At 37.9% G+C, this 24,495-nt stretch carries 24 protein-coding genes; 13 read left to right on the top strand and 11 right to left on the bottom strand.

The genetic code is table 11. The annotated features are described in order from the left end of the window. Positions 1 to 59 precede the first annotated feature (59 nt). The 5 genes from NZD88_RS00120 (at position 60) to NZD88_RS00100 (ending at position 4,781) form a co-directional block, all read left to right on the top strand. Positions 60 to 389, top strand: a complete 330-nt coding sequence (locus tag NZD88_RS00120) for a PadR family transcriptional regulator (RefSeq protein ID WP_073333048.1) — start codon at positions 60 to 62, stop codon at positions 387 to 389. A gap of 11 nt (positions 390 to 400) precedes the next feature. Continuing rightward, entirely contained in the window at positions 401 to 2,119 is a 1,719-nt protein-coding gene (locus tag NZD88_RS00115; protein WP_259826479.1) for a PspC domain-containing protein, read from the top strand. Between the two features lie 307 nt (positions 2,120 to 2,426). Further along, on the top strand, positions 2,427 to 3,029 hold the full coding sequence (locus tag NZD88_RS00110; protein WP_259826478.1) for a 1-acyl-sn-glycerol-3-phosphate acyltransferase: 603 nt from the start codon (positions 2,427 to 2,429) through the stop codon (positions 3,027 to 3,029). A 93-nt stretch (positions 3,030 to 3,122) separates the two neighbouring features. After that, positions 3,123 to 3,554 carry a PaaI family thioesterase gene (locus NZD88_RS00105; RefSeq protein WP_259826476.1) on the top strand — a complete coding sequence of 144 codons (432 nt, stop codon included), beginning with the start codon at positions 3,123 to 3,125 and terminating at the stop codon, positions 3,552 to 3,554. A 261-nt stretch (positions 3,555 to 3,815) separates the two neighbouring features. Continuing rightward, a complete protein-coding gene (locus tag NZD88_RS00100; protein WP_259826474.1) occupies positions 3,816 to 4,781 on the top strand; it encodes a chorismate-binding protein in 966 nt (321 codons plus the stop codon). 118 nt (positions 4,782 to 4,899) lie between these two features. On the opposite strand, the gene NZD88_RS00095 is transcribed toward NZD88_RS00100, so the two are convergent. The 11 genes from NZD88_RS00095 to NZD88_RS00045 form a co-directional block, all read right to left on the bottom strand. Next, on the bottom strand, positions 4,900 to 5,094 hold the full coding sequence (locus NZD88_RS00095) for a hypothetical protein (protein ID WP_034728849.1): 195 nt from the start codon (positions 5,092 to 5,094) through the stop codon (positions 4,900 to 4,902). Between the two features lie 5 nt (positions 5,095 to 5,099). Beyond that, positions 5,100 to 5,702: a MarC family protein gene (locus tag NZD88_RS00090; RefSeq protein WP_259826466.1), complete on the bottom strand. Its 603-nt coding sequence runs from the start codon at positions 5,700 to 5,702 to the stop codon at positions 5,100 to 5,102. A 44-nt stretch (positions 5,703 to 5,746) separates the two neighbouring features. Further along, entirely contained in the window at positions 5,747 to 7,486 is a 1,740-nt protein-coding gene (locus tag NZD88_RS00085) for a BatD family protein (RefSeq protein ID WP_259826465.1), read from the bottom strand. Next, positions 7,486 to 8,235 carry a tetratricopeptide repeat protein gene (locus NZD88_RS00080; RefSeq protein WP_259826463.1) on the bottom strand — a complete coding sequence of 250 codons (750 nt, stop codon included), beginning with the start codon at positions 8,233 to 8,235 and terminating at the stop codon, positions 7,486 to 7,488. The genes NZD88_RS00085 and NZD88_RS00080 overlap by 1 nt, the downstream gene beginning before the upstream one ends. Before the next feature lie 102 nt (positions 8,236 to 8,337). Then, positions 8,338 to 9,345 (bottom strand): vWA domain-containing protein, encoded by a 1,008-nt coding sequence (locus NZD88_RS00075; RefSeq protein WP_259826462.1) that lies wholly within the window; start codon positions 9,343 to 9,345, stop codon positions 8,338 to 8,340. Beyond that, positions 9,345 to 10,337 (bottom strand): VWA domain-containing protein, encoded by a 993-nt coding sequence (locus tag NZD88_RS00070; RefSeq protein ID WP_259826460.1) that lies wholly within the window; start codon positions 10,335 to 10,337, stop codon positions 9,345 to 9,347. Before NZD88_RS00070 ends, NZD88_RS00075 begins: the two co-directional genes overlap by 1 nt. Continuing rightward, positions 10,330 to 11,226 (bottom strand): BatD family protein, encoded by an 897-nt coding sequence (locus tag NZD88_RS00065; RefSeq protein WP_423738649.1) that lies wholly within the window; start codon positions 11,224 to 11,226, stop codon positions 10,330 to 10,332. The genes NZD88_RS00070 and NZD88_RS00065 overlap by 8 nt, the downstream gene beginning before the upstream one ends. 44 nt (positions 11,227 to 11,270) lie before the next feature. Continuing rightward, entirely contained in the window at positions 11,271 to 12,134 is an 864-nt protein-coding gene (locus NZD88_RS00060; protein ID WP_259826457.1) for a DUF58 domain-containing protein, read from the bottom strand. A 72-nt stretch (positions 12,135 to 12,206) separates the two neighbouring features. Continuing rightward, positions 12,207 to 12,665: a GNAT family N-acetyltransferase gene (locus tag NZD88_RS00055; protein ID WP_259826455.1), complete on the bottom strand. Its 459-nt coding sequence runs from the start codon at positions 12,663 to 12,665 to the stop codon at positions 12,207 to 12,209. Next, positions 12,665 to 13,669 (bottom strand): AAA family ATPase, encoded by a 1,005-nt coding sequence (locus NZD88_RS00050; protein ID WP_169236155.1) that lies wholly within the window; start codon positions 13,667 to 13,669, stop codon positions 12,665 to 12,667. The genes NZD88_RS00055 and NZD88_RS00050 overlap by 1 nt, the downstream gene beginning before the upstream one ends. Before the next feature lie 300 nt (positions 13,670 to 13,969). Beyond that, complete coding sequence (locus NZD88_RS00045; protein ID WP_259826453.1) at positions 13,970 to 15,265, bottom strand: hypothetical protein; 1,296 nt, start codon at positions 15,263 to 15,265, stop codon at positions 13,970 to 13,972. Positions 15,266 to 15,400: 135 nt separating this feature from the next. Here NZD88_RS00045 and NZD88_RS00040 point away from each other — a divergent pair, with 135 nt between their 5' ends. From NZD88_RS00040 to NZD88_RS00005, 8 genes are all read left to right on the top strand, one after another. Continuing rightward, the gene (locus NZD88_RS00040; protein ID WP_259826451.1) at positions 15,401 to 16,735 is read left to right on the top strand and encodes a peptide-N-glycosidase F-related protein; all 1,335 of its coding nucleotides are present in this window, start codon (positions 15,401 to 15,403) and stop codon (positions 16,733 to 16,735) included. A 282-nt stretch (positions 16,736 to 17,017) separates the two neighbouring features. Next, positions 17,018 to 17,488 (top strand): DinB family protein, encoded by a 471-nt coding sequence (locus NZD88_RS00035; protein WP_169236158.1) that lies wholly within the window; start codon positions 17,018 to 17,020, stop codon positions 17,486 to 17,488. Between the two features lie 7 nt (positions 17,489 to 17,495). Then, positions 17,496 to 18,065 carry a hypothetical protein gene (locus NZD88_RS00030; protein ID WP_259826446.1) on the top strand — a complete coding sequence of 190 codons (570 nt, stop codon included), beginning with the start codon at positions 17,496 to 17,498 and terminating at the stop codon, positions 18,063 to 18,065. Between the two features lie 24 nt (positions 18,066 to 18,089). Further along, positions 18,090 to 18,854: a 23S rRNA (guanosine(2251)-2'-O)-methyltransferase RlmB gene (gene rlmB, locus NZD88_RS00025; protein ID WP_279324394.1), complete on the top strand. Its 765-nt coding sequence runs from the start codon at positions 18,090 to 18,092 to the stop codon at positions 18,852 to 18,854. Positions 18,855 to 18,955: 101 nt separating this feature from the next. Next, positions 18,956 to 20,005 (top strand): DUF6263 family protein, encoded by a 1,050-nt coding sequence (locus NZD88_RS00020; protein ID WP_259826444.1) that lies wholly within the window; start codon positions 18,956 to 18,958, stop codon positions 20,003 to 20,005. A gap of 161 nt (positions 20,006 to 20,166) precedes the next feature. Further along, positions 20,167 to 20,397 (top strand): hypothetical protein, encoded by a 231-nt coding sequence (locus NZD88_RS00015; protein WP_259826442.1) that lies wholly within the window; start codon positions 20,167 to 20,169, stop codon positions 20,395 to 20,397. Positions 20,398 to 20,427: 30 nt separating this feature from the next. Beyond that, positions 20,428 to 22,968 carry a YfhO family protein gene (locus tag NZD88_RS00010; protein ID WP_259826440.1) on the top strand — a complete coding sequence of 847 codons (2,541 nt, stop codon included), beginning with the start codon at positions 20,428 to 20,430 and terminating at the stop codon, positions 22,966 to 22,968. Positions 22,969 to 23,087: 119 nt separating this feature from the next. Next, positions 23,088 to 24,386 (top strand): glycosyltransferase family protein, encoded by a 1,299-nt coding sequence (locus tag NZD88_RS00005; RefSeq protein ID WP_259826437.1) that lies wholly within the window; start codon positions 23,088 to 23,090, stop codon positions 24,384 to 24,386. The last annotated feature ends 109 nt before the right edge of the window (positions 24,387 to 24,495 follow it).

Here is a 24,495-nt window from a genome sequence, read left to right as displayed (position 1 = left end):
GCTCATCTAGCTAGGAGTATTATTCTTAAAACATAACTAATTAACAAAACTTATTAAAGATGAATACTGAAAATACCAAAGCGCAAATGCGTAAAGGGATTCTGGAATTCTGCATATTAAGTCTCATCAATCACCGTGAAATGTATGTTTCTGACCTAATTGATGAACTTAAAAAAGGAAAACTGGATGTAGTGGAAGGAACCCTCTATCCTCTCCTTACAAGACTGAAAAACGGAGAATTTCTTTCCTACAGATGGGAAGAATCTACAGGAGGACCACCAAGAAAATATTACCAGATCACAGAAAAAGGAAAACTTTTCCTGACTGAACTTCAAAATACCTGGGCAGAGCTGACAGCGTCAGTCAATCAAATCACTCAAAAAATATAAAAAACAAAGCTATGAACAAGACACTCTCAATAGGACTCGCAGGTTTTTCTTTCACCATAGAAGAACACGCATATATAAAGCTCAGCGATTACCTGAATGCACTGAGAAGCTCATTGGATGCTTCAGAGGAGGAGGAGGTAATGCATGATATAGAAATAAGAATGGTTGAAATCTTCAGAGATTCTTTAGGAAAACGTGAAGTAATCAACGATACAGACGTAGAAAAAGTGATTGCACAGATCGGATCTCCGGAAAAGATCGAAGAGCAGGAAGAAGCTTACTTTTCTGAAAAGAACACCAGAAAAACAGCTCAGTCAGGCGCTGAATATACAGACAAAAAACAGTTGTTCCGTGATCCTGAAAGACAAAAAATAGCCGGGGTATGTGCAGGTCTTGCTCACTATGTAGGAATGGATATTACTGCAATGAGAGCTATCTGGCTTGGAATCTTTGTACTGGGTATTTTCACCGCAGCTATTTCTTCTTCACTAATTGGCCTTCTTTACATCATTCTTTGGATCGTACTTCCAAGAGCAGAAACAGCTGCAGATTTCCTGAAAATGAAGGGAAAGCCTATGAACTTCGACAATCTTAAAAATGAGTCTAATAAATTGGTTCAGTTTGCCAACGAATCTACTCAGAGAGTCGGAGAAATGTACAACGAGACAAAGCCTTATATTGATAATGCTGGTAGTGGCGTATGGAATATCATTAAATATTTTGTAGGATCCATCTTTGTATTAATGGCGATCGGAAGCATCATCGGTATATTTGTCATCTTCGGATTATTCGGGATGGATGCAGATTTTCCAGGAGCTAATGAGATGAGATTCTATATGGATGACAACGGCCTTGACAAAGTCCTGGTAGCCATTATGATCATCGGATGTCTGATTCCTACTATCCTGTTCAGTTTATTGAGTATTCGTATATTTTCACCGAAAACTAAACTTAGAAATATCGGATGGGTAATAGGTGCATTGTTTCTTATACTGATTGGACTGGGAACTTATTTCGGAGTAAGCATGGCTAAGAAAAACCTGATCTACAAAGGTAGCAAGGAAGACACTGAAAATATTGCCATCAATACTACATCTGATACGCTTTATGTAGATTTGAAACAGGTAAATATTCCTCAGAATTTTACAGCTTATGATGATGATATTTATTCTGATAAAAAAACGGTTTACAAAGAAGATTATATCTCTGTAGACATAACGAGAAAGCCTGAGGTAAAAACACCTTACCTGATCATCAAAAAAGAAGGAAATGGTTATAACGTTCCGGTTCAGATCAACGTACCTGTAGAAATAGTGGGCAATAAGGTAATGCTTCCAAATTATATCAAGTATCCTTACGAACACAGATTCAGACATTACAGGGTAGATTACGAATTGGTAGTTCCTCAAAACGCGGTAGTGATTCCATTGAAAAAAGATAGAATGGACTTTGGCGGAGATTTGAACGGAGATGGTATCAATGACGATGATCAGGATCAGGATGAGAACGGAAAGATCAAAATTGAAAAGAATAAGATCTCTGTCAATGGTTCTACAATTGAATATAACTCTGACGATAAAGACAGTATTATCATCAATGGGAAAAAAGTTCCGAATTCCCAGGCTGACAAAGTAATGGATTCTATGAAGTCTACCATCAAAAAGATGAATAAAAATGTAGACATCAAAATCAAAGACGGAAAAGACGAAATTTCCATACAAACTAAATAATTACCTTCAGAGAGTGCAGGAGGTGTGAATGGAAGGCAACCGTTTGAAATTCACACTCTTCTTCTCTCAGAAAACTAAAAAAAAGAGTATTTAGTTCGCTATGTTAAAAAAATGTTATACATTCGTATAGTTAAAAATAATTAACCAAATCAATAAAAAACACCCTAACCATGGTACAAGTTGCACTAGAAATTGTAATGAAAATCGTAGATTTAATCAGCGGTTTGTTTTAAGAGCGATAATATTTCAATATATTTGTAAAGTATAACCTGTTTGGTTGTACTTTTTGTTTTTAATCTAAAGATATATGAGAAAACTGATAGGTAAAATAATGTTAAAGATACTGGGCTGGAAAGTCGTTCTACAAGGCGATGCAAAAAGCCTGGACAGATGTATCCTTGTGGTAGCACCACATACCCACAACATGGAATATCTATTGGGAAATCTTGCCTACTGGTCTCTGGGGAAACCTTTAAAAATTATCATCAAAGATGCCCACACAAAAGCATGGTACGGTAGTGTGGTAAGAAGCCTGGGAGGAATCGGAATCGACAGAACCCAGAAAAATGATCTGGTGAGTTTTGTAGCCAGGCAGTTTGAAAAAGAAGATTTCAGTCTTGTTATTACCCCAGAAGGAACGAGAAGCTGGGTTCCGAAATGGAGAAAAGGATTCTATCATATGGCATTAGCCGCAAAAGTTCCTATTGTTCTCGCAGCCGGTGATTTTAAAAGAAATATTGTTTATTTAGGTTATACGATTCCTTATGAAAGAATTGCTTCTGTTCCTTTTTCTGAGATCATGGACGAGATTCAGGATTATTATATCAAAAATGACATCGGACCTAAAATCCCTGCCAACTGGAACCCGAATATTATGGGAACAGGAAATGAGGAAGAAGTTAGAAGTTAGAAGTTAGAAGTTAGAAGTTAGAAGTTAGCGAAATTACTTTGACTCATCCTATCATCAATTATCATTCATTATTTATCATTCATCACTTATAAAATGAAAGGTCAGACTAAAGAAGAGCTCCTTACGTTCTTAAACAACTGGGGAAACGGTGTAACATTAGCAAAAACACTTGAAATACAATTCATCGACATTGACGTTGACAATGAAACCCTTACTGCAACCATGCCGGTTGAGCCCAAGGTACATCAGCCTTTTGGTATTCTGCATGGTGGCGCAAGCTGTGTTCTGGCAGAAACTTTAGGGTCAAGCCTGTCTAATATTTTTATCGATGGTAGTAAATATTATGGGGTAGGAACGAATATTAATTCTAACCACCTTAAAAGTAAAAAAGATGGAATTGTAACGGCTACGGCACGTTTCATCAGAAAAGGAAAGACGATGCATGTTTCTGAAATTGAAATCAGGGATGAAAAAGGAACGCTCATCAATCATACCACGATGACGAACAATATTATTCTGAAATAGTTTTAAAAGCATCCACTAAAAAATATGAGACTCAAAAAACTGAGTCTTTTTTTATTTGTTCAAAATTCAATACCGGATCATGCCGAAATTTCTTCTGTCTTTAGAATATCAGGAATATAAAATGAGAAATATTTCGCTAAAAAACAGCTCTTTTAATTTTGACATTTTTAAGACTAATAATACCTTTGCTGAAAGGAAAATCAACTTGGGAATTTCCTACACTATTTCCGGGTGGTAACTTTCAAAACCTATCCACAGCTCATGATTTATTTCAAACTTCCTTTCAACGAAACATTATATTCAACCGATCAAAAACAAGACGGGGAATCCATCAGTTTTCACTCTTTTGATCTCTTGAGGCACATCAGTTTCGAAGGCAATATCACCGAAGCTTCCGAACCATTTGAGCAGACAGCGATGACCAATGAAACACTGCTGAAAGATGAAAGTCATTTCAAGGAAGAAACCAAAGACGAATATACAGATACTCTCCAGCAGGTTATTGATGTTATCAAAGATCATCAGCTTCCTAAACTTGTGTACTCAAGAAAGAAGATATTCACGGATTTTAATGCAATCGATTATAAGGAAAGTTTCAAAAAGCTTTGTATCACCTATCCAAATGCATTCAGATATATTTTTAATGATGGAGAGAACGCCTGGATGGGTGCTTTTTCGGAGACCCTAGGGAAGTTCAATAAAACCACTCACGAGTTTGAAACCATGAGCCTTGCCGGAACACTTCCTGTATCGGAGGAATGGACAGAAAAGGAGATTGAAGAACAGAAACCCGTTACATCTTACATTAAAGACATTCTTGAAGATTATTCGGAGAACATAGAGTTGTCAGAAACGTACGATCATATTTCAGGAAACATCAAACATCTGAGAACTGATTTCAAAGCCCTCATCCGGCCTGAAGACCTGGACAATCTGATCCATGACCTCCATCCTACTCCCGCAGTCTGCGGAATTCCAAAGGATTTCTGTAAAAAGAGTATTCAGCAATTTGAGAAATTTCCACGTGAATTCTATGCCGGCTTTATTAAAGTGGAAACAGACGAATGGGTCATGTATTTTGTGAACCTCAGATGTGCAAGGCTATATAAAGATTCCGTACACGTCTTTGTAGGAGGCGGCATTACAGCGCAAAGCAATCCTGAAAAAGAATGGCGGGAGACAGAACTCAAATCAGAAGCAATTTTAAAGAATCTTATTATTTCTTAGAATCAAAATCCAGGCAAAGGAGGCTCTCGAAGCTACACGTCATAATCTACTCATACAAACAGAAAAACCTCCTTCAAACGAAAGAGGTTTTAGTATATAGAATAATGTGATTCTTAAATTATTTCTTCACTCCAATTCTACTCCATGTATCTAATACAAAAAGCAAAATCAAACCGAGAACTGCTGAAGCGATTGAAAATACAAACTTCAGGTTATCTTCTGATAAAAGATCCGTCTGCCAGTCTAATGCATAAAGATTGATGGCAATGAAAACGATAAACACAACTAGAAATACTTTATAAAACTTCTGCATGATTCTTAAAAATTAATATAGTTCTGCACCAATTGGGCAAAGTTAGCGGTGAATAATTTTATTGAAATAGCCAAAAGGATGATTCCGAAAACCTTCTGAAGAATAGACAGGGTAGCCTCTCCCATTTTGTTTTCCAGCCACTTCGCTGATTTCAGCACCAAATATACGAAAATTGTGTTGAGAACAATTCCTAAAATAATATTAATGTCATGAAATTCAGCTCTAAGAGATAGCGTTGTGGTCAGGGTTCCGGCTCCAGCTACCAGCGGAAACGCAATAGGGACAATGGATGCAGCCTTTGCTTCTGTCGTTTTGTTGATTTCAATTCCAAGAATCATTTCGAGTGCTATGATAAAAATCACAAAAGCTCCGGCAATGGCAAATGAATTTACATCTACTCCAATAAGCTTAAGGATTTTATTTCCTACGAATAAAAAAACAATCATGATCACTCCGGCAGTGATCGATGCCTTTCCGGCTTCAATCTGTCCGAATTTCTGCTGAAGGCTTACCACAATGGGAACAGAACCGATAATATCGATTACCGCAAAAAGAACCATAAAGCAGGTAACGATCTCTTTAATAGAGAAATCATTAAGTATTTCCATCTCTTTGTAATTAATAATTTCGCAAAAATATGAAAAAAAAGTGATTATTTGCTAATTCGTGAATACAAATTAACAACTGCTTTCAAAAGTTCCTCCATTCCTTCAGGTGATTTCAAAGGTGAGTATTTCTCCATTTGAATTCTTTGGGATAGATTTCTGTATTCCTCAGCAACAGCAGGTCCTTTATAACTTTCCAAAAATGTTCTGAAATCTTCTGAAGGGCTCTGGAAATACTGTTTTCTTACATCCAGGTCCATATCCTCTAAAGTATCAAAGAACTTTTCATAATCTCCGTTATCTTTAAGGTTTTCAAGATAGCTGAAGTAATCGTTAATATCTGTTTTCAGCGTTTCTCTGATTTCTTTTTCTGTTTCAGCCACAGAGCCAAGTGGTTTCGGAGATGTTGTTTCTCTAACTAACGTTCGCTTTTTTTGCCAAGTCTTAAATAACAGATAGACAATAAATAATCCTACAAGAATAGCAATATTGGTTAAAAGAATATTCCAGTGGAATTTACTCTTTTCTTTTACTTTAAATGTTGTTGTCTTTAAAACAGGCGTATTTACCGTTTCCAAAAGAGTGTTGGTATATTCGTTTACTTTCTCAACGGTTGTACGTGATTCCAGAATCTGGTCATGAGAAAATGCATTCAGTGCAAGGGTTTTCTGTCCAAGGTCTACATATTCGCGGCTGGCAGGATCAAAGAAAGCAAACTGCTCGGTTTGGATGGAAATAGGTCCTGCTTTTTTAGGAATCACCACATAATGAGCGAAAATTTCCCCTTTCATTCCTGTAGTTCCGGGAGCCACTTTGGAAGTGATTTTTGGAGTAAAAACCTCGTAATCCGGAGATGACATGATCTTCGGAAGATACATATCAGGCAGGTTCCCCTCTCCTGAAACTTTCACAATTACGTTAATTGGTTTTTCAACCTCTATTTTATCCTTTGATGCATTATAAACATTCACAGTGAAATTCCCGACTGCATTTTTAAAGTATTCAGGCGATCCCTCCGGAAGTTTTTTTACATTAAGCTTAACTTTATTGGAAACAATTTTATTCTTGTTGGAGTAAGAGCTTACAGACGCTGAGACCGAAGGAACATCTACATACCCTGATTCATTAGGAAACACCATAAATACGGCTACAATCTGGGAAGCCATATTTCCGGCCCCTGAAGGGTCAATCTCCGACTTGCTGAAGCTTATAGGATGGACATTAATATTATCCTGATGCGGAAGACGAACATCTTTTACTTTTCTGAAGTTGTCCATGTTTTTAGAATATACCCTCAATACAGCTATGGTTGGCTGATCCTGGTATACCTCACGGTCTTCTATCTCCATATTAAGATACATCTCGCTGGACATATTACTGGCAAGAGATCTTTTTTCAATGATATCTTTTATATTGACGTCAAAAGGTTCTGTCTTATAGATCTTATTGTTAACCGTTACCAGAACGGAACCTATTTTGATTTTGCCTTTTTTCTTAGGTTCAAGAGCAATTCTGGATACTTTCTGGGTAACAAGTGTATTGGTTGCGGGATCAATCAACGTATTGGTTACGGATCCGCTTCCTATGATGGTAAATTTTGAAAGATCAGGAAGCTGAAAACGGGTCTGTGGTTCAAGATCAACGCCATTAAGTTCCAGAATAATCGTAAGGTTGACAATATCCTTTCCATTGTACTCTGCTTTATCAGACTCCATATACAGGTTAACCTGTCCGTAAGAAATTACGGATGCAAAAATGAATAATATGTAAATTAATTTCTGTTGCATCACCAATCTTTTTCGTTGCTCTGGGGCACCGAATAAGAATTCTTGTTTAATATTTTTTTGGCGGTTTCTTTTTCTTTTTCGCTTACTTTATCTAATATGGCATTTTCAAGGTTTTTAGGCATTTTCCCTTCATCATTCTGATCCTGCTTAGGAGTATCTCCTTTTTCGCTCTTCCCTTCTTCCTGCTGGCCACTGCCCTGATCCTGCTTTTGATCTTTTTTGTCGCCTTTCTGATCATCATTTTTATTCTGATCATCTCCGCCACCGCCTTTTCCTGAATTTTTCTGCTCGTTTTTTTGCTGCTGTTCTTTTTCCTTTTCTTTCAGCTTGGCAATTTCATAATTCTTTCGGGTTGCCTCATTATAAGGATTCTGCTTCAGAGCCTGCTTATAATAATCCGCTGCCTTTTCCGGCTGGTTCATCTGCATATAAGTATTGCCCAGATTATGGAGAGCGGCCGTTTTATCGGGCAGTGTCTGCGAAAGCTTCTGTGCTTTGTCAAACTCTGCTTTAGCCTCTTCATACTTCTTGCTTTTATACAATGCATTCCCAAGATTATAATGAGCTGTAAAATCTTTTTCATTGGTTTTTACGGCCTCCATGTATTTAGAGGACGCTCCATCATAGTCTTTACCATTGAATTTCTGATTACCTTCATATACTAAAGTTCTATAGTTTTCCTGCCCAAACACTACGCTTGAGAACGAGAAAGCAATAAGAAACGATAAAAAAATGATTTTAGTATTCATTACCTGCAAAATTATTCGTTTATATGTTAATAAACAGACTTCTATTTGTTAAAGTTCGGTTAAAGTATTGATTTAAAATATTGATAAACAAAGTGTAAAAAATTATATATTGAAATCTTTTTTCGGGTTCAATATATAAATTAAAAAGAAGAAGAAAATAGAGACGATTAAAAAATACTGATAGTAGTGATTCGCGTTCTGGGATCTCACCAAAGTTTGTGCAGATGAAGATTTTTTATTCATGGCATCGATGATCTTATTGGGAGCTTCGTTCACATTATTTCCATCAATATAGTCTCCACCTGTAGACTCTGCCATCTTCTTCAGGGCTTCTGTTTGTCTTTTAGAGATCACCGTTCCGCCGTCGATATCCGTTTTATAGCCCATCAGCTGTCCGAAAACATATTCCGGTACCGGCGCACCTTCATCCGTTCCTATGCCTACCGATGTTATGGAAATGCCTTCTTTATTGGCGAGTCTGATAGCGGCATTGTCATTTCCTTCATTATCCTCACCATCGCTCAGCAGGATCACCTTTCTTGAGCCTTTGCTTACATTTTTAAACTTCTCTGCTGCTGCCTGCATTCCTTTCAAAAAATCCGTACCCTGGATCTTCATGGAATTTGTTTCTACAGCACTTATGTAGGTTTCGGCAGTACCGTAATCTGTGGTAAGCGGCATGATAGAAACTGCTTCACCGGCAAAAATCACGATTCCAATCTTGTCATTCTTCATCTTCTGCATGGTATTCACCATCAAATTCTTCGCTTCTACAAGACGGCTTGGATCAATGTCTTCCGCATTCATGGAATTGGAAACATCCAGCATAAAGATGACATTATTAAGCCTTTGATTGGTTTTAACTTCTTCCGAACCGTTCAGAAGGTCTATAATCGAAAATATCAGAAACAGCGTTCCCAAAAGATATAAAGCGGGAAAGAATTTTGTAAATCCTGACCTTTTTTCAAATAAGCTTTCATGAAAACGGCTCTCTGCAAAAATCTCCCTTTTCTTCTTTTTCCATTTCAAAAAACGGATCAGAAAGGAAGCCAGCAACGGCAAAAGCAGCAGCAAAAGTAAATACCAGTAATTTCCTAAAGACCAATTCATCAGCTTAAAAATTTATATAATACCCATCGCAGCAATGCATCAAAGAACAGCATTCCCAGCGCGATCCAAAGGAAGATTTTAAAATATTCATCATAGTTGTACAGCTTGGAAACTTTGACATCCGATTTCTCCAATTGGTTGATCTCGTCATAAACTTCCTCCAAACTGCTGTTGGAAGTCGCTCTGAAATATCTTCCACCAGTAACTTGTGCTACTTCTTTCAACGTATTTTCATCGATCGTCACTTCCGTTTCGGTAAAAATCAGATCCCCGAAAATATCCTGAGAGGTTGGCATCAGTGCAAAACCGTTGGTCCCGATCCCGATCGCATATACCTTTATATTATTATTTTTAGCCAGTTCTGCGGCCAGCTGTGGAGGTATTGCATTCTGAATATTGCTTACCCCATCGGTCATCAGGATCACCACCTTACTTTTAGCTTTGCTTTTGATAAGATGATTCACCGCCACAGAAAGTCCTTCTCCGATCGCTGTTCCCGGTTCAAGTCCTGCAGAATTAAGATTTTTAATTTCGTCAATCACCACCTGATGATCTGAAGTCACCGGTACTTTGGTAAATGCCTCTGCTGCATACGCCACTACTCCTATCCTGTCATTCGGACGCTTCTGGACAAATTTTACAGCAATATCTTTTAATGCCGTAATACGGTCCGGATTAAGATCTTTCGCAAGCATACTCAGGGAAACATCTATCGAAAGCATAATATCTACCCCTTTGGTATCATCTCTGTCCTGAGAGATCGTAAAAGTCCTTGGTCTTGCCATGGCAACGATAAGCGCTGAAAGAATGATATACTTCGAGAGTTTAAGCAGAACAAGCACCGCACGGATTCCTCCACTATCTTCCATATTCTGGACAGTGGGAACTTTAATTCCTTTCTTTTTCTTTCCGCCCGCATCTTTAATGAAAAGGGGAATGAACAGCAGGAAAAGCAGCAGGAACCACGGACTGTAAAATTCGAAATTAAACATCCTTTCTTAAATTTTCAAATTCTAAATCTTTTGATGATCTCTTCACAAAATCCCGGATGTCTGCAAAATCTTTTTCCATAGTCACCTGGTCCGGGAAGGTCTTGGCAAACTTTACAAGATCTCCTCTTAAGAATACATCTTCTACTATTTTTTCGTTTTCCTGAGAAATGGTGTTGTTCTTTTTCATGACGTCAATAAGATCGTCGGTAAGAAGAACATCTGCCGGAAGATGATACTGTTTGGCAATAAATGTTCTTGATATTTCTATTAATTCAACATAGAACGAACGGAAATTTCCGTCTTCAATGTATTTTTTCTTTTTCAGAGAATCCAGTTCCTTTAAAGTCTGATTGGTTGCAACTACCGGTGAGCTTTTAGATTTCCTGCCCCATTTGATAAACATAATGATCGCAATAATCAGAGCAATAACTGCAAGAGCTGCCAGAATATAAAATTTATAAAGTTCCCAGTAATCTTTAGTTTCAAGTTTCACCTCTTTATTATTCATGATATCATTGATCTGATCTGCCTTTTGGGCTGTATTGATCACATCAATTTCATAAGGAATGGTTTTCAAAATCTTCCCTCCTACATTAAATTCCAGTTCAGGAATGGTAAATTTTCCCTCGTCATAGACTGAAAACTCAATTTTTCTTTCGTAGAAATTCTGGTTCTGTCCAATACTATCCTTGATTTCCTCGAAATGGAAAGGAAGCAGCTCATTTTTAGGGGCTGCAACCACCTGCAGATCATGGACATTGTCAATTTTAATAATCAAGCGATTAACTTCACCCAAAGCAAGGGTCTTCTTTTCAAGCTTCGAAGACAATATCTGTGAAAAAGCATTTGCACAGATTAGAAAAGACAGTATGAATAATATTTTTTTCAATTTCAAATAATGGTGGTTAAGGCCGGAGCCTTTGTTATTTAGATTTATTTCTTCTGAAAATAATTATACAGCAATTTAGAATAATCCGCTCCTGTGCTGACATTCATAAAGCTGGCCGAACTGGTGGCAAAATCTTCTTCCAGAGCACGGACTTTCTGTTTCTGGGCTTCCGCGAAGGTATATCTCCACCTCGCATTGGAAGTATTGGCCCAGACTTCTTTTCCTGTTTCAGCATCATGCAAAAGCACATAGCCTACATCAGGGATTTCGTTATCTTTTTCATCATATATTCTCATGCCCAGCAACTGATGCTTTTTTGAAGCTACCCGGAGCATTTTGGAATCATAGGTATCTTCAAAATCCGAAAACAGAAAAACCAGAGATTTCCTTTTGAAAATCCCCATCATATATTCCATAGCCTTATCGATCTTTGATACAGCAGGCACGTAATCAGCCGTCAGAATATTACTGATGATAGAAAGAATATGCTTTCTGCCTTTCTGTGGTGGAATTACTTTATATACTTTATCTGCAAACAGGATCAATCCCACTTTATCATTATTTCCTGCCGCCGAAAACCCGAGACTGGCAGCAATTTCTGCTACATATTCTCTTTTCAGCTGACCTTTGGTTCCATAATCCATGGAAGCAGAAATGTCTACCAGAATCATCATGGTCAGTTCTCTTTCTTCTTCCATCACTTTTACGAAAGGTTCACGAAACCGGGCTGTTTTATTCCAGTCGATTCTGCGGATCTCATCGCCAAACTGATACGGACGAACTTCCGAAAACGTCATCCCCTGTCCTTTAAAAGCACTGTGATACTGTCCCATAAGCGAAGCTTCCGTCTTCTTTCGGGTACGGATCTCAATTTGCTTTACTTTTTTTACAATATCTTTTATTTCCATAAATGCGTTGCGGGTTGTGAGGTTCGAGTTGCGCTTCCATCTCCCATCTTCCTTACTTTCATCCTCTCACTTTTAATCTTTCAATTCAATCGAAACATTCAGCCATTCATTGTCAAATTTGGGGCTGTATTTCTTATAAAAATTAATGGCGGGTTCATTCCAGTTCAATACCTGGAAAACCATTCCGCTGTATTGGTTAGATTTTCCATATTCCAAAGTGGCATCAAACAAAAGTTTTCCGATCTGTTTCCCTCTCATTTTTTCTGTTACCACCAGATCTTCAAGATACAGCCTTCTTCCCTTCCAGGTTGAAAATCTGTCATAATATAGTGAAATTCCTACGATCTCATGATTCAGCTCGGCTACAAAAGCTCCCCAAACCGGAGATTTTCCGAAGCCGTCTTTTGTAAACTCGTCCAAAGTTAAAGTCACTTCATGAAGTGCCTTTTCATATTCTGCAAGTTCCCTGATGAGCTCCAGCATGGGAGCACAATCTTCCTGAACTGCTTTTCTGATGATCACTTCACTCATTACGGAGCTTGAATTTTTGCTAAAATTCTGTTGATGATCTCTTCTGATGAAATTTCTTCTGCTTCTGCCTCAAAAGTAAGACCAATTCTGTGTCTTAATACATCCTGAGCCAATGCTTTTACATCTTCAGGAATAACAAAAGCCCTTCCTTTCAGGAATGCATACGTTCTGGATGCAATCGCCAGGTTGATGGATGCTCTTGGTGAAGCTCCAAAACCAATATAATTTTTAAGTTCAGAAAGGCCATAGTTTTCAGGATAACGGGTGGCAAAAACCATATCCAGAATATATTTTTCGATCTTTTCGTCCAGATAAATCTGGTTGATCAGTTCTTTAGCATCTACAATATCCTGTAATGAGATCACAGGCTTGACAACGGGCTGATGAGAGGTAGAAACCATTCTCATCACTGTTCTTTCATCTTCAAAATTCGGATAATCGATCTTACATTTCAGCATAAAACGGTCGCTTTGGGCTTCCGGCAGCAGATAAGTTCCCTCCTGATCGATTGGGTTTTGAGTAGCCAGTACCAAAAACGGTTTTGGAAGTTTCATGGTTTCGTCACCAATGGTTACCTGCTTTTCCTGCATTACTTCCAATAGTGCCGACTGTACTTTTGCCGGCGCACGGTTGATCTCATCTGCCAATACGAAATTGGCAAAAACAGGCCCTTTTTTTATTGAGAAATCGTTGTCTTTAATATTAAAGATCATAGTCCCGACAACATCTGCAGGGAGTAAATCCGGTGTAAACTGTATTCTGGAGAATTGTCCGTGAACCGCTTCTGCCAGGGTTTTAATCGCCAAAGTTTTTGCCAGTCCAGGTACCCCTTCCAAAAGAACGTGTCCGTTCCCCAAAAGCCCCACCAAAAGGCGGTCTATCATGTATTCCTGTCCAATGATCACTTTGTTGATTTCCTGCCTCAGAAGGGAAAATAAGTAGTTTTTTTCTTTTACTTTTTCCGTCAACTGGCGGATATCTTCGGCTTGATATGTATCTGACATAGCTTTAATTAAAATAAGTGGTAAATTTCTGATAAATACTGGCATTAATCAACATAATGAATGCCATTTTTGAGTTAAAGTTTGTTAAATATTCCGGGATTAGTAAAGCACTCTGAGTGGCATAACAAGAACTTCACTGCACAAAATCAATTCATGCAGTGAAAGTTACGGTAATAATTTCTTATAAAACAGTATGTTAAATCAGGTTTTTTATAAATGCTCAATATTGCTTCGCAAGTCAATGGTCAATGATTCCATACTAGCAAAAATTCACTATTGACCATTCATCGTTCACCTCTATTAAAGTTTAATAATTTTAATGGTAAAAACATTTTCCGGCATATCGACTGTTTCTTCATAGGCTCCTACATTTATAAAATATTCGGTTCCTGCTGTAGTTGTGAATGTATAGGTTTCTGCAGCACCGCCACCACCGTTATCCATTGCTTTCACACACGCTAAACTGCTGCATGTCCCACTGTATATATCCATCTGAGGATCGTAGGTACTGCCAGCAGGCATTGTTATACCAACGGTAAATTGACCTCCGTCTCCGGTAAATTTAAACCAGGTGCCGTCATTCATTGCGTCGGCACACGAGGTGATGAATCCATTATTATTAGTAGCAGATACTGCGTCAATCTGGGTATATTCATATGGGAAAACTGATGCCAATAAAGCACCGGAACAAGCATCATTTAAAGGAACCGGAGGTATCGTTTTAAAAACTACATCCGCACATCCTGTAGATTCAATACCCGCCGAAACAGCACTTACTTTTAAATAGTAGTTGGTATTCGCATTAAGAGGAGCTGAGGGAGTAAAATTAGTAACCGTTACAACCTGCTGATTGATAACATCTGTACTTCCAGGGCTTGTTCCCACTGAAATTTTATAGGAATCTGCTGCCGAAACAGGGAACCATTTGATGTTTGGAGACAAAGGAACAGATTGGGCATTATTTAAAGGATAGCTCACTAAAGGACACGCAGGAGTAGATCTTGGCGTCAATCCTGAAATAGTGATGGCTGATTTATAATCAGCTCTTATTCCACCCGGAGGAACTGCAGGATCCACGATCATACGGTCTCCTTTATAATAAAGGGTTGAGTTCGGAGTATAGGGATAAACACGAAAGGCTTCGTCGAAATTATTAATATCAATGCTCTGAGAATTTTCCTTTGCAGCAATGACTAAATCATCGGTATTATTATAGGCAAATGGCGTTGTAAGAGTAACTTCTACTCTATTGTTATTCTTAACCACGGTACCTGCATATACTTGAGTCAGTTGTGAAACAGGAATCCAGTCTGCGCCAGATACGAATGCTGTCTTTGAAGTATGTCCAAGATAAACCGTCCAGTCTGAAGAATCAGAAATAGTTGCTGAAGGGTCTATATAAAATACAAGACCTGTGATATTCCCCGCAGCATTGGCATTGATTTCCTGTTTAGGATAAAGCTGCTGAACATAAGAATACGAAAAAAAGCTACTCACCGGTGCCGTACCGACATTTGTGCTTCCAATGTTTAAATTGATTTGGGCATTAAACATTAATGCTGTCGATAACAAAGAGAAAAGTAAAATTTTTTTCATCATTGATTAATTAATATTGAACATTGCGCTAATTTAAAGATAAAATTTTAATTTTTCAAACAAATGTGATTTTTCAATATGATTTACCAACACTTTAAACGAATATTTAATATATTTGTGATAAATACAGACAATATGTATAAAAAGTTATTTTTTCTGAATATTTTATTGGCCGGCCTTTTTCAGTCACAGACCACTCAGGTGAATGTGATCTCTCAGGCAACGTATTATGACGGCTATGCAGCCACGGTATCCGATCCGGTGCCGGCAGGTCTCATCAGGCTTTCCAATACAAGATATGCCAGAAAACTTACAGATGCCGAACTCAACTCCTTCAAAGCAAAAATTGCCATGAGGGTAACCATAGGTGCTTTGTGTGACAATTATGACCGCCTGGGAAGTGTTTATCTGTCGATGATACCTAAAAATCAGCCTACCTACACTTTAAGTGACACCAATGTGAAAAGAGTTGAAGTAGGCAGATACATCACCCCGTTTATGAATAAAAACCGCTCTCCTCTTGAAGTTCCCTATACTTATGATTTGAGTAATCTTTATAGTGTATTTCATGATACCGGACTGCGTAACGCTTATGATATGTATATGGAACTTGATGTCTTTGGAGTTCCTTATGCAGCACAAACCCAGGTTGCAGGCTGCTCCGGCAGGATTGATGTTTTTTCCGGAACCCTGAATTTCTTTTCAACAGATACAGGAGCCACGCCCACAGATTATAATAACATCGTTCCTATACTGACTTACAATACTCTTAATAACTATAACAGCACTAACGTTCCGGGTGAGACAGTAAGAATTGTCAACTTTAACCTTCCTAACGCTGTTACCAATGCCCGTTTCTACGTAATATCTACTCCACACGGAGCAAACAGTGGTGGTGAAGAATATGTAAGAAGACAAAACTACACGTATATAGATGATGTACAGATGCTCACCTATACTCCGGGAGGAATTTCCTGTGAGCCTTACAGAGTATACAACACACAGGGGAACGGAATCTATGGAACGGTTCCAAAAACCCTCAACGAATGGACCTCATGGAACAATTGGTGTCCTGGAAATTCAGTTCCCATCAGAGGATTTACACTACCCAATATCACTGCTGGAAATCACACGCTGAAACACACCATACCAACCGCCGTTTTTAATCAACAACAAGGAGATGTTTATTTATCAGTTTATATGCAGGGTAAAAGCAATGCAGCTTTGGATGTAAAAGATATTAAGACCGTAGACGTAAGCATATACCCTAATCCTACGTCTGATTTTGTGAATATAAAATCAAAAGAAGATGTTGTGTCGATAAGCCTTTTCAGTATAGACGGAAAAAAATTAGCTGAAACCCATCAAGAAAGCAGGATTGACCTGTCTCCTTACAGCACAGGGATTTATTTTGTCAATATCGTTTTAAAGGGTGGAATAACTTTCAAGCATAAAATCATTAAAAAATAAACATACAATATATCTAGATAAAGCCTAAACCATAATCACTATAAAATCATATTCAGATCACTTGAGTTTGAAAAACCATAAAAAACTCCTTTGAATAATCTTCAGAGGAGTTTTTTATGATTCGTAAAAACAGAATGGTATTCTGTTGTTTTTATTTACATTAAAACGATAAGAATTAACCTATTTTTTCACGATTTAAGAACATTTAATTTAATACCCTATCCAAAAAATTGTCGCTTCCAGTTTATTAGACTATTTTTGGTGATTAAAAAAAATTGTAAAATGAATTATCATTTTCAAGCACACAGACAAGTGAGAAAGAACCTTTTAGGGGTCCTGCAGAACACTTCCCACGAAGATCTTTTGCTGATTCCTGACGGCTTCAATAACAATATGTACTGGAATATTGCCCATACGGTTGCTACCCAGCAGCTGCTGCATTATTATCTGAGCGGAAATCCTTTCAGAATTGATAAATATTGGATCGAAACCTACAAAAAAGGCACTCTTCCCAACTTGAATGTACAAAAATCTGAAGTGGAAGATCTTGAGTTTTTACTCACCGAAACTTCAAAGATTTTGATGAAAGATTATGACGGCGACTTCTTTTCAGATTACACACCATACACCACAAGTTTCGGGATGGATCTGAAAAGCATTCAGGATGCCATTATTTTTAACAATATGCATGAGAGCCTTCATTATGGCTACATCATGGCACAGAAAAGAGCAATATTAGGCGAAAAATATTAATATTTTGATGAAGAAAAGTTGTTTTCCACGGTTCTTCCTTTTAGGTGCAATCACTTTTAGTTTAGTGAGCTGTTCTCCTAAAAATGAGACTGTAAAACCTCAGACGACCGACAGTCTTTCAAAACCGTCAGTGAGTAAGAGTCCGGAAATCCAGCAGCCTGACACGAAAAGCTCTGATCATTGGAAAGAAATTTTCGAGGCTCTTCCAAAAGAATGGACCATGCTCACCAAAGAAGACTCAAAGCAAATCATATATATTCCATGTGATTATCAAAACCAGAAAATACGTTTGAACCATGATGGAAAATATGCATTAGAGCATATCATTGGGCAGGATGCTTATTATTTTCAGATAAAAAATATAAGAAAAGACGGAAATACATACTTGTTTGAACTGCAAGAGGAAAATGCGGAAAAAGGACAAGAAAATGTACATTATACATTGGATATTAAAGACAACAACCAGGCAGTATGGGATGTTTATAATGATGAAAGAAAAATGGCAGGTATCACTACAACAGATTCTCGCTTTGACAGCAGATACAAAACAGTAGAAGAGCCGCCCTGCCTTGATTAAGTTTAACAACAGAAAAAATAAATTTTGACAAACGAAAACAAAAAAGACGATTTCATTTTCGGACTTCGTCCTGTAATAGAAGCCATTGAAGCGGGAAAAACGATTGATAAGATCTTTGTGCAAAATGCACTTCAGGGTCCTATTTATGCTGAGCTGAAGACTATTTTAGCTAAACATAAAATCCGTCCTAACTATGTACCGATTGAAAAACTGAACCGTTTTACAAGAAAAAACCATCAGGGTGTGGTTGCTTTTATTTCAGATGTTCCGTTTCACAGAGTGGAAGATCTTGTTCCACAGCTGTTCGAGGAAGGAAAAACACCGTTCTTGCTGATCCTGGACAGACTTACAGACGTGAGAAACTTCGGAGCGATATGCAGAACAGCAGAATGTGTAGGGGTAGATGCCATCATTATTCCTGAAAAAGGAGGAGCGCCTATTAATTCAGATGCTATTAAAACGTCTGCGGGAGCACTTTACAATATCAAGATCTGTAAAGAACCTAATCTTGCCCATGCAGTAGATTTCCTTCAGCAGAGTGGTATTTCTGTATTTGCAGCCACTGAAAAGGCTCAGAAACTGATCTATGACGTAAATTTCACAGAACCTTGTGCGATCGTTATGGGAAATGAAGAAACCGGAATTTCTAAAGAAGTGATGCACCACTCAGACGAAAAAATAAAACTTCCTATTGAAGGAAAAACACAGTCTCTAAATGTTTCTGTAGCATGTGGGGCCATTTTATATGAAGCGGTAAGACAGAAAATCGTTTCAGCTCCAAATCTTTAATCAGCCGTCAGGACATAAGTATTTTATCGTTCTGTTTTATGGTATCGTTATTGATGCACAGAACAGAAATATCAGTAAAATTTAAACTTAAAAAAATTAAAATGAAAAACGTAGCAGCATTAATGCTCATCTCATCTATAGCTCTAGTTTCTTGTAAAAAAGAAACAGCAACCATCACTAAAGTAGATCCTAAAACCGGAAAAACAATTACCGTAGAAGTTCCTGCAGATTCTGTAGCTAAAGTGGCGGAAAATCCAGCAATCAAAGATTCTGCCGGAGTGTTCACTCAGACTTTTAAACTGGAAAAAGGAAAGACCTACCCTCTTACCACGTACCAGAGAGACGTAAAAACCATGGAAGATCCTCAGGGAAAAACCATCACGGCAACCAACGAATCTACGGACGAAATGAATTTCACAGTGAACGATATCAAAGGGAATGTATATGATATGACCCTTAATCTTGTAGCAAAAAGAAATTCACAAAGTGCTCAGGGTAAAACCATCATCGTTGATACCAAGCAGGCCATTCCGAAAGAAGATGACCTGAAAATGATCTGGAATATCAACAAGGCGCTTACAGGAAACAAGCTGAACATGAAAATGGACACTAAAGGAAATGTAATTTCTATTACAGGTTTTGATGCCGTATATACCAAAGTGACCAATTCAGTAGGAACGCTGATCAAAGATGCAAACCAAAAAGCAAGCGTTGTAGCCAGTCTTAAAGAAACTTTCAATGAAAAGGTATTGAAAGATCAGCTTAATAAAAACTTAACGATTATTCCTAAAAAAGGAGTGAAAATCGGTGAAAAATGGACGACTTCCGAAAATGCTGATGCAAGCGGTAGTGTTAAAGTAACTTCAAACTATATCTTGAAAAGTGTAGGAAACGGAACTGCTGAAATTTCAGTAACTGGAGGAATTCCTAAAAAAACTGAGAAGAAAACACAGGGACCGATCACGCACAGCCTAAGCAGCGAACTTGCTCAGAACGGAACCATTAAGTTTGATCAAAGTACAGGATGGATCGCCAACCAGAATATCGATGTAAAAACAACACAGGTTGAGACTATTTCAGACGGAAAACAGTCACAGTCTATGAAAAGTACTTCCAAATCTTCTGTAATGGTCAATCCTTCTGCAAAATAATTGAATTAAAGACGTTTTAGGGTCAGAGAATTTGAGAGTGAAAGGGTATTAGAGTTTGAGAGGGGGTTTTTATTATTGATAATTACTTTCAGGATCATTTTGTACCCTTGAATTTTAAACTTCAGGCTTTAAACCATACACTTGAATTTAAATTAGAAATTATGAAGTACATTCTTGAGTTAGTACTCACCGCTATTATTATGTTCTTTGTCTGGAATATCCTGAGAAGGCTCTTTTTCAAAACTTTTTATAGTTATAGATTTAACAATCATAAGGACAATACGAACAAGCAGCAGGATATCAACAGCTCAAATAAGAATAAACAGAACCTCAACTGGGATGCAGAAACAGTTGACTATGAAGAGGTAAAAGAAAGTAAAGACAAAAGGTAAAATCCAAAGAAATAAAAGATAATAACCAGCATGGCTAAAAATAAAAACTTAATTTATATTGCAATTTCACTCGTTGTATTTATAGTTTTAGCATTTTTATACTCCACCCCTGTTTTTTCAGGAAAACAGCTTTTTCAGCATGATATCGTACAGTACAGAGGAGGCGCAAAAGAGCTCCTGGACTACAGAGCCGATACCGGAAACGAAACCTACTGGAGTGACTCCATGTTTGGCGGAATGCCAACCTATCAGATGGGAAGCCAGTTCAAAGGAGATATCATCAAAAAGATAGACAGCAACCTGAACTTCCTTCCAAGACCGGTTAATTATCTTTTCCTGCTTTTTGCAGGATTCTTCTTCCTTGGAATGGTAGCCGTCAGAAACTGGAAGTATGCCTTATTGGGCGCCACTTTCTTTGGCTTATCCACCTATTTTTATATTATTATTGCGGCCGGGCACAACGGTAAGGTCAATACAATTGAGTATTTCGCACCATTGCTTGCCGGAATTATATTAGTCTATATCAGAAAACAATATATCTGGGGATTCATTGCAACAACCCTGTTTATGGGGCTTCAGATTGCAGCCAACCACCCGCAGATGACGTATTACCTGTTTCTGGCGTTAGGATTTCTATTCCTATCCGAACTGGTAAGAGCGATTCAGAAAAAGATTTCGATGAAGCATTTCCTTATTTCATCAGGAATTATTGCCGCTTCATGCCTGATTGGTGTCGGGATGAATTCCCAAAGGATTATGGCCAATTCCGAGTACATCAAAGAAACTGTACGTGGAAAACAAATCCTGACCAATGACAGCCATACTTCAGGAGAATCAGGACTGGATAAAACCAGCATTTTGATGTGGAGCTACGGAAAATTGGAAACATTGAATCTTTTTATTCCAAGGCTAATGGGTGGCGGAAGCCAGGAACCTGAGGCCAAAGAAATGATGAATAAAGTGCAGGAACTTATCCAGGAAAATGTAGGTTCACAGGCAGAGATGGACAGAATTTCCAAAGGTTTCAACGGGGTAACCTATTGGGGAGACCAACCGGGAACTTCAGGGCCTGCCTATCAGGGGGCCGTCGTATGTTTCCTTGCTTTATTAGGATTCTTCTTTGCCTGGAAAAAATACCGTTACTGGATTCTCGGAGCTTCCATTTTGACCGTTTTACTGGCATGGGGAAGCAACTTTATGCCGCTGTCTGACTTCTTTATCGACTACGTTCCTTTTTACAGCAAATTCAGAGCACCATCTTCTATTCTGGTGGTTGTAGAATTATTATTCCCTTTGATTGCCATTATTGGAATTTACAGATTCTTTACCGACGAGAAACTGACAGAGGACTACAAAAAGAAAATCCTAATGTATGTAAGTGGTGGAACTTTAGGACTATTGCTTCTTCTTCTTCTTTTTGGAAAATCACTGCTTGGTTTTTATACAGATGGAGAAAAAACATATTTCCCTCCTTTCCTTTTAGACTATCTGGCTGAGGAGAGATTCAAACTATTCAGAATTGATGCAATAAAAGCATTGATCTACGTAGCGATTACAGCTGCAGTCCTTTTCATGACTATGAAAAAGAAACTGAGTCAGAATGTGGCTTTGATCATCATTGGGACGGTGAGTTTATTTGATCTGTGGACTGTAAACAAACGTTATCTGAATGATGAAAATTATGTAGACAAGATCTTTGCGGAAAACCCGTTTCAGACTGAAGGTTCAGATCTTCTGGCTGAAAAAGTTCAGGGAAATCCGAATTTAGAATCTATTTTAGCGAATGTCAACGTGAATAAAACGCTTGAAACCATCGCCGAAAAAGATAAAACGCACTATAGGGTTTTCAATAATATTTTAGGAACATTCAGCGAGACGAATACGTCTTATTTCAAATCTTCAATCGGGGGTTATCATGCCGTAAAATTGAGAAGATATGACGATGTGATCAATGAATATTTCCAGATCATGGATTCTGTAAAAGTACCGAATGTTCTTAATCTTCTTAACGCAAAATATTGGGTAATGGGCGGACCTGACAAGCCTCAGGCCATGCCGAATGCTAAAGCCAACGGAAATGCGTGGTTTGTGAGCGACCTTAAATTCGTGAACACACCGAATGAAGAAATCAAGTCTATCGGGATCATCAACAGTAAGAAAACAGCGGTGATTGCTGCATCAGATAAATCCTATTTCAGCAGCAAACCTGTTCAGGCAGATTCTACGGCGTTTATTAATTTAACCAAATATCAGCCGAACGAGCTTGAATTTAAGTCTCAGTCTAAAACACCTCAGCTGGCTGTATTTTCTGAGATCTATTATCCTCATGGCTGGAAAATGTTTGTAGATGAAAAAGAAGTTCCTTACATCAAAGCGGATTATCTTCTGCGTGCTGTACATGTTCCTGCCGGAAACCACAACATCAGAATGGTCTTTGAACCTGAAGTGATTGAAAAAGGTAAATGGCTGTCGCTTTTATGCTTTGGACTGTTTATCGCACTCAGTGGATTCGGAATCTTCTGGATGTACAAAAGTAAGAAAAAGATAACTTTAACTGAAGAAAAAGCCTAAAACGAAGTTAGCACTTAATACTCTTTATCCTTAACTCAAACCTTAATGGTTAAATTTAAAACATTAAGAATTATTTAAGCTGTTAAGACTATTAAGACTTAGATTCAAATCTTCAATTAATGGAACAAAAAAAAATACTGATCATCACCTATTACTGGCCTCCTGCGGGAGGTCCTGGTGTTCAAAGGTGGCTGAAGTTTGCCAAATATCTACCTGAATTCGGCTGGAATCCCGTGATCTACACACCGGAAAATCCAAGTTATCCCCTACTCGATGAAAGTCTTCTGAAAGACGTCCCTCAACATCTGGAGATTGTAAAAACCAAGATATGGGAACCTTATCAATTAGCTGAAAAACTGAATAAAAGCAATAAAAAATTCAAAGCCGGACAGTTTGATGTTGGTAAAAACCAGAGCTGGAAATCCAAGCTTTCGATCTGGGTAAGAGGAAACTTTTTCATTCCGGATGCCAGAGTATTTTGGGTAAAACCTTCCATAAAATTCTTAGAGCAGTACTTAAAAGAAAATAAAATCGATGTGGTGGTGACTTCCGGGCCGCCCCATTCTCTTCACATGATCGGTCTCGGATTGAAAAAGAAATTTCCGGATCTGAAATGGATCGCCGATTTCCGTGATCCATGGACAGAGATCTCTTATTATAAACATTTAAAACTTACTAAAAGCTCAGACAGGAAGCACCGTCAGCTTGAAAGTGCGGTTTTTAAAACTGCCGATATCACATTAGCCACAAGCTATAGAGACGCAGAAAACTTCCGGAAAGCTGGTGCCAATGCCGTTTGTATTACGAATGGATTTGATGAAAGCGATGCTTCGGCCACACACAATGTGACAGACGAAAACACTCAGGAAAAAGCCTTTACTTTAAGCTATATCGGGGTTCTTGAGCAGTTAAGAAATCCTGAAAACCTTTGGAAAATCCTTGATGAATTAGTAAAGGAAAATAAAGAATTTGCGGACCATTTCACCTTGAAGTTTGCGGGTAAAATTGACGATAAGATCCTTCTGTCCATAGAAAATTCAAACCTGAAAAATCATATTCTGAACCTTGGGTATATTTCTCACGACAAAGCCGTGGAAGAGATGGCCCAATCAGATCTTCTGCTGATCACCAATTTTCCAAATGAATCTTCTAAAGGAATTATTCCGGGAAAAATATTTGAATATCTGGCCACCGGAAAGCAAATCATCTCTTTTGGTCCTGATGAAGCCGATGTTTCAAGAATTCTTACTGAAACGGCTGCCGGAAAACATTTCAGCTACGAAGATTCTAAAGTGATTAAAGATTTTATTCTGGAAAAATTTGAGCAATGGAAAAAAGGAAGTCTTCTCGAAAATACTCAGAATATTGAACAGTTCTCAAGAAGAAATCTGACTAAAAATCTTGTTGAAATTCTATGATAATCTTAGTCGTTATCCTTGTCAAGGTTTTGAACCTTGACATTCTATGTTAATTAGCAAATTTTATAAGTTAAAATATTTATATTTTTTCAATAATTGTGTTGATATT

Origin of the sequence: Chryseobacterium pyrolae, assembly GCF_025153485.1 — a bacterium.
Lineage (GTDB): Bacteria > Bacteroidota > Bacteroidia > Flavobacteriales > Weeksellaceae > Chryseobacterium > Chryseobacterium antibioticum.
Note: the sequence above shows the minus strand (reverse complement) of the source record. Positions and strands in the feature narration are given on the sequence as shown.

What these genes read in the sequence shown, in the direction of transcription:
- NZD88_RS00120 (WP_073333048.1), top strand. Translation starts at nt 60, where the DNA reads ATGAATACTGAAAATACCAAAGCGCAAATGCGTAAAGGGATTCTGGAA.
- NZD88_RS00115 (WP_259826479.1), top strand. Translation starts at nt 401, where the DNA reads ATGAACAAGACACTCTCAATAGGACTCGCAGGTTTTTCTTTCACCATA.
- NZD88_RS00110 (WP_259826478.1), top strand. Translation starts at nt 2,427, where the DNA reads ATGAGAAAACTGATAGGTAAAATAATGTTAAAGATACTGGGCTGGAAA.
- NZD88_RS00105 (WP_259826476.1), top strand. Translation starts at nt 3,123, where the DNA reads ATGAAAGGTCAGACTAAAGAAGAGCTCCTTACGTTCTTAAACAACTGG.
- NZD88_RS00100 (WP_259826474.1), top strand. Translation starts at nt 3,816, where the DNA reads ATGATTTATTTCAAACTTCCTTTCAACGAAACATTATATTCAACCGAT.
- NZD88_RS00095 (WP_034728849.1), bottom strand. Translation starts at nt 5,094, where the DNA reads ATGCAGAAGTTTTATAAAGTATTTCTAGTTGTGTTTATCGTTTTCATT.
- NZD88_RS00090 (WP_259826466.1), bottom strand. Translation starts at nt 5,702, where the DNA reads ATGGAAATACTTAATGATTTCTCTATTAAAGAGATCGTTACCTGCTTT.
- NZD88_RS00085 (WP_259826465.1), bottom strand. Translation starts at nt 7,486, where the DNA reads ATGCAACAGAAATTAATTTACATATTATTCATTTTTGCATCCGTAATT.
- NZD88_RS00080 (WP_259826463.1), bottom strand. Translation starts at nt 8,235, where the DNA reads ATGAATACTAAAATCATTTTTTTATCGTTTCTTATTGCTTTCTCGTTC.
- NZD88_RS00075 (WP_259826462.1), bottom strand. Translation starts at nt 9,345, where the DNA reads ATGAATTGGTCTTTAGGAAATTACTGGTATTTACTTTTGCTGCTGCTT.
- NZD88_RS00070 (WP_259826460.1), bottom strand. Translation starts at nt 10,337, where the DNA reads ATGTTTAATTTCGAATTTTACAGTCCGTGGTTCCTGCTGCTTTTCCTG.
- NZD88_RS00060 (WP_259826457.1), bottom strand. Translation starts at nt 12,134, where the DNA reads ATGGAAATAAAAGATATTGTAAAAAAAGTAAAGCAAATTGAGATCCGT.
- NZD88_RS00055 (WP_259826455.1), bottom strand. Translation starts at nt 12,665, where the DNA reads ATGAGTGAAGTGATCATCAGAAAAGCAGTTCAGGAAGATTGTGCTCCC.
- NZD88_RS00050 (WP_169236155.1), bottom strand. Translation starts at nt 13,669, where the DNA reads ATGTCAGATACATATCAAGCCGAAGATATCCGCCAGTTGACGGAAAAA.
- NZD88_RS00045 (WP_259826453.1), bottom strand. Translation starts at nt 15,265, where the DNA reads ATGAAAAAAATTTTACTTTTCTCTTTGTTATCGACAGCATTAATGTTT.
- NZD88_RS00040 (WP_259826451.1), top strand. Translation starts at nt 15,401, where the DNA reads ATGTATAAAAAGTTATTTTTTCTGAATATTTTATTGGCCGGCCTTTTT.
- NZD88_RS00035 (WP_169236158.1), top strand. Translation starts at nt 17,018, where the DNA reads ATGAATTATCATTTTCAAGCACACAGACAAGTGAGAAAGAACCTTTTA.
- NZD88_RS00030 (WP_259826446.1), top strand. Translation starts at nt 17,496, where the DNA reads ATGAAGAAAAGTTGTTTTCCACGGTTCTTCCTTTTAGGTGCAATCACT.
- NZD88_RS00020 (WP_259826444.1), top strand. Translation starts at nt 18,956, where the DNA reads ATGAAAAACGTAGCAGCATTAATGCTCATCTCATCTATAGCTCTAGTT.
- NZD88_RS00015 (WP_259826442.1), top strand. Translation starts at nt 20,167, where the DNA reads ATGAAGTACATTCTTGAGTTAGTACTCACCGCTATTATTATGTTCTTT.
- NZD88_RS00010 (WP_259826440.1), top strand. Translation starts at nt 20,428, where the DNA reads ATGGCTAAAAATAAAAACTTAATTTATATTGCAATTTCACTCGTTGTA.
- NZD88_RS00005 (WP_259826437.1), top strand. Translation starts at nt 23,088, where the DNA reads ATGGAACAAAAAAAAATACTGATCATCACCTATTACTGGCCTCCTGCG.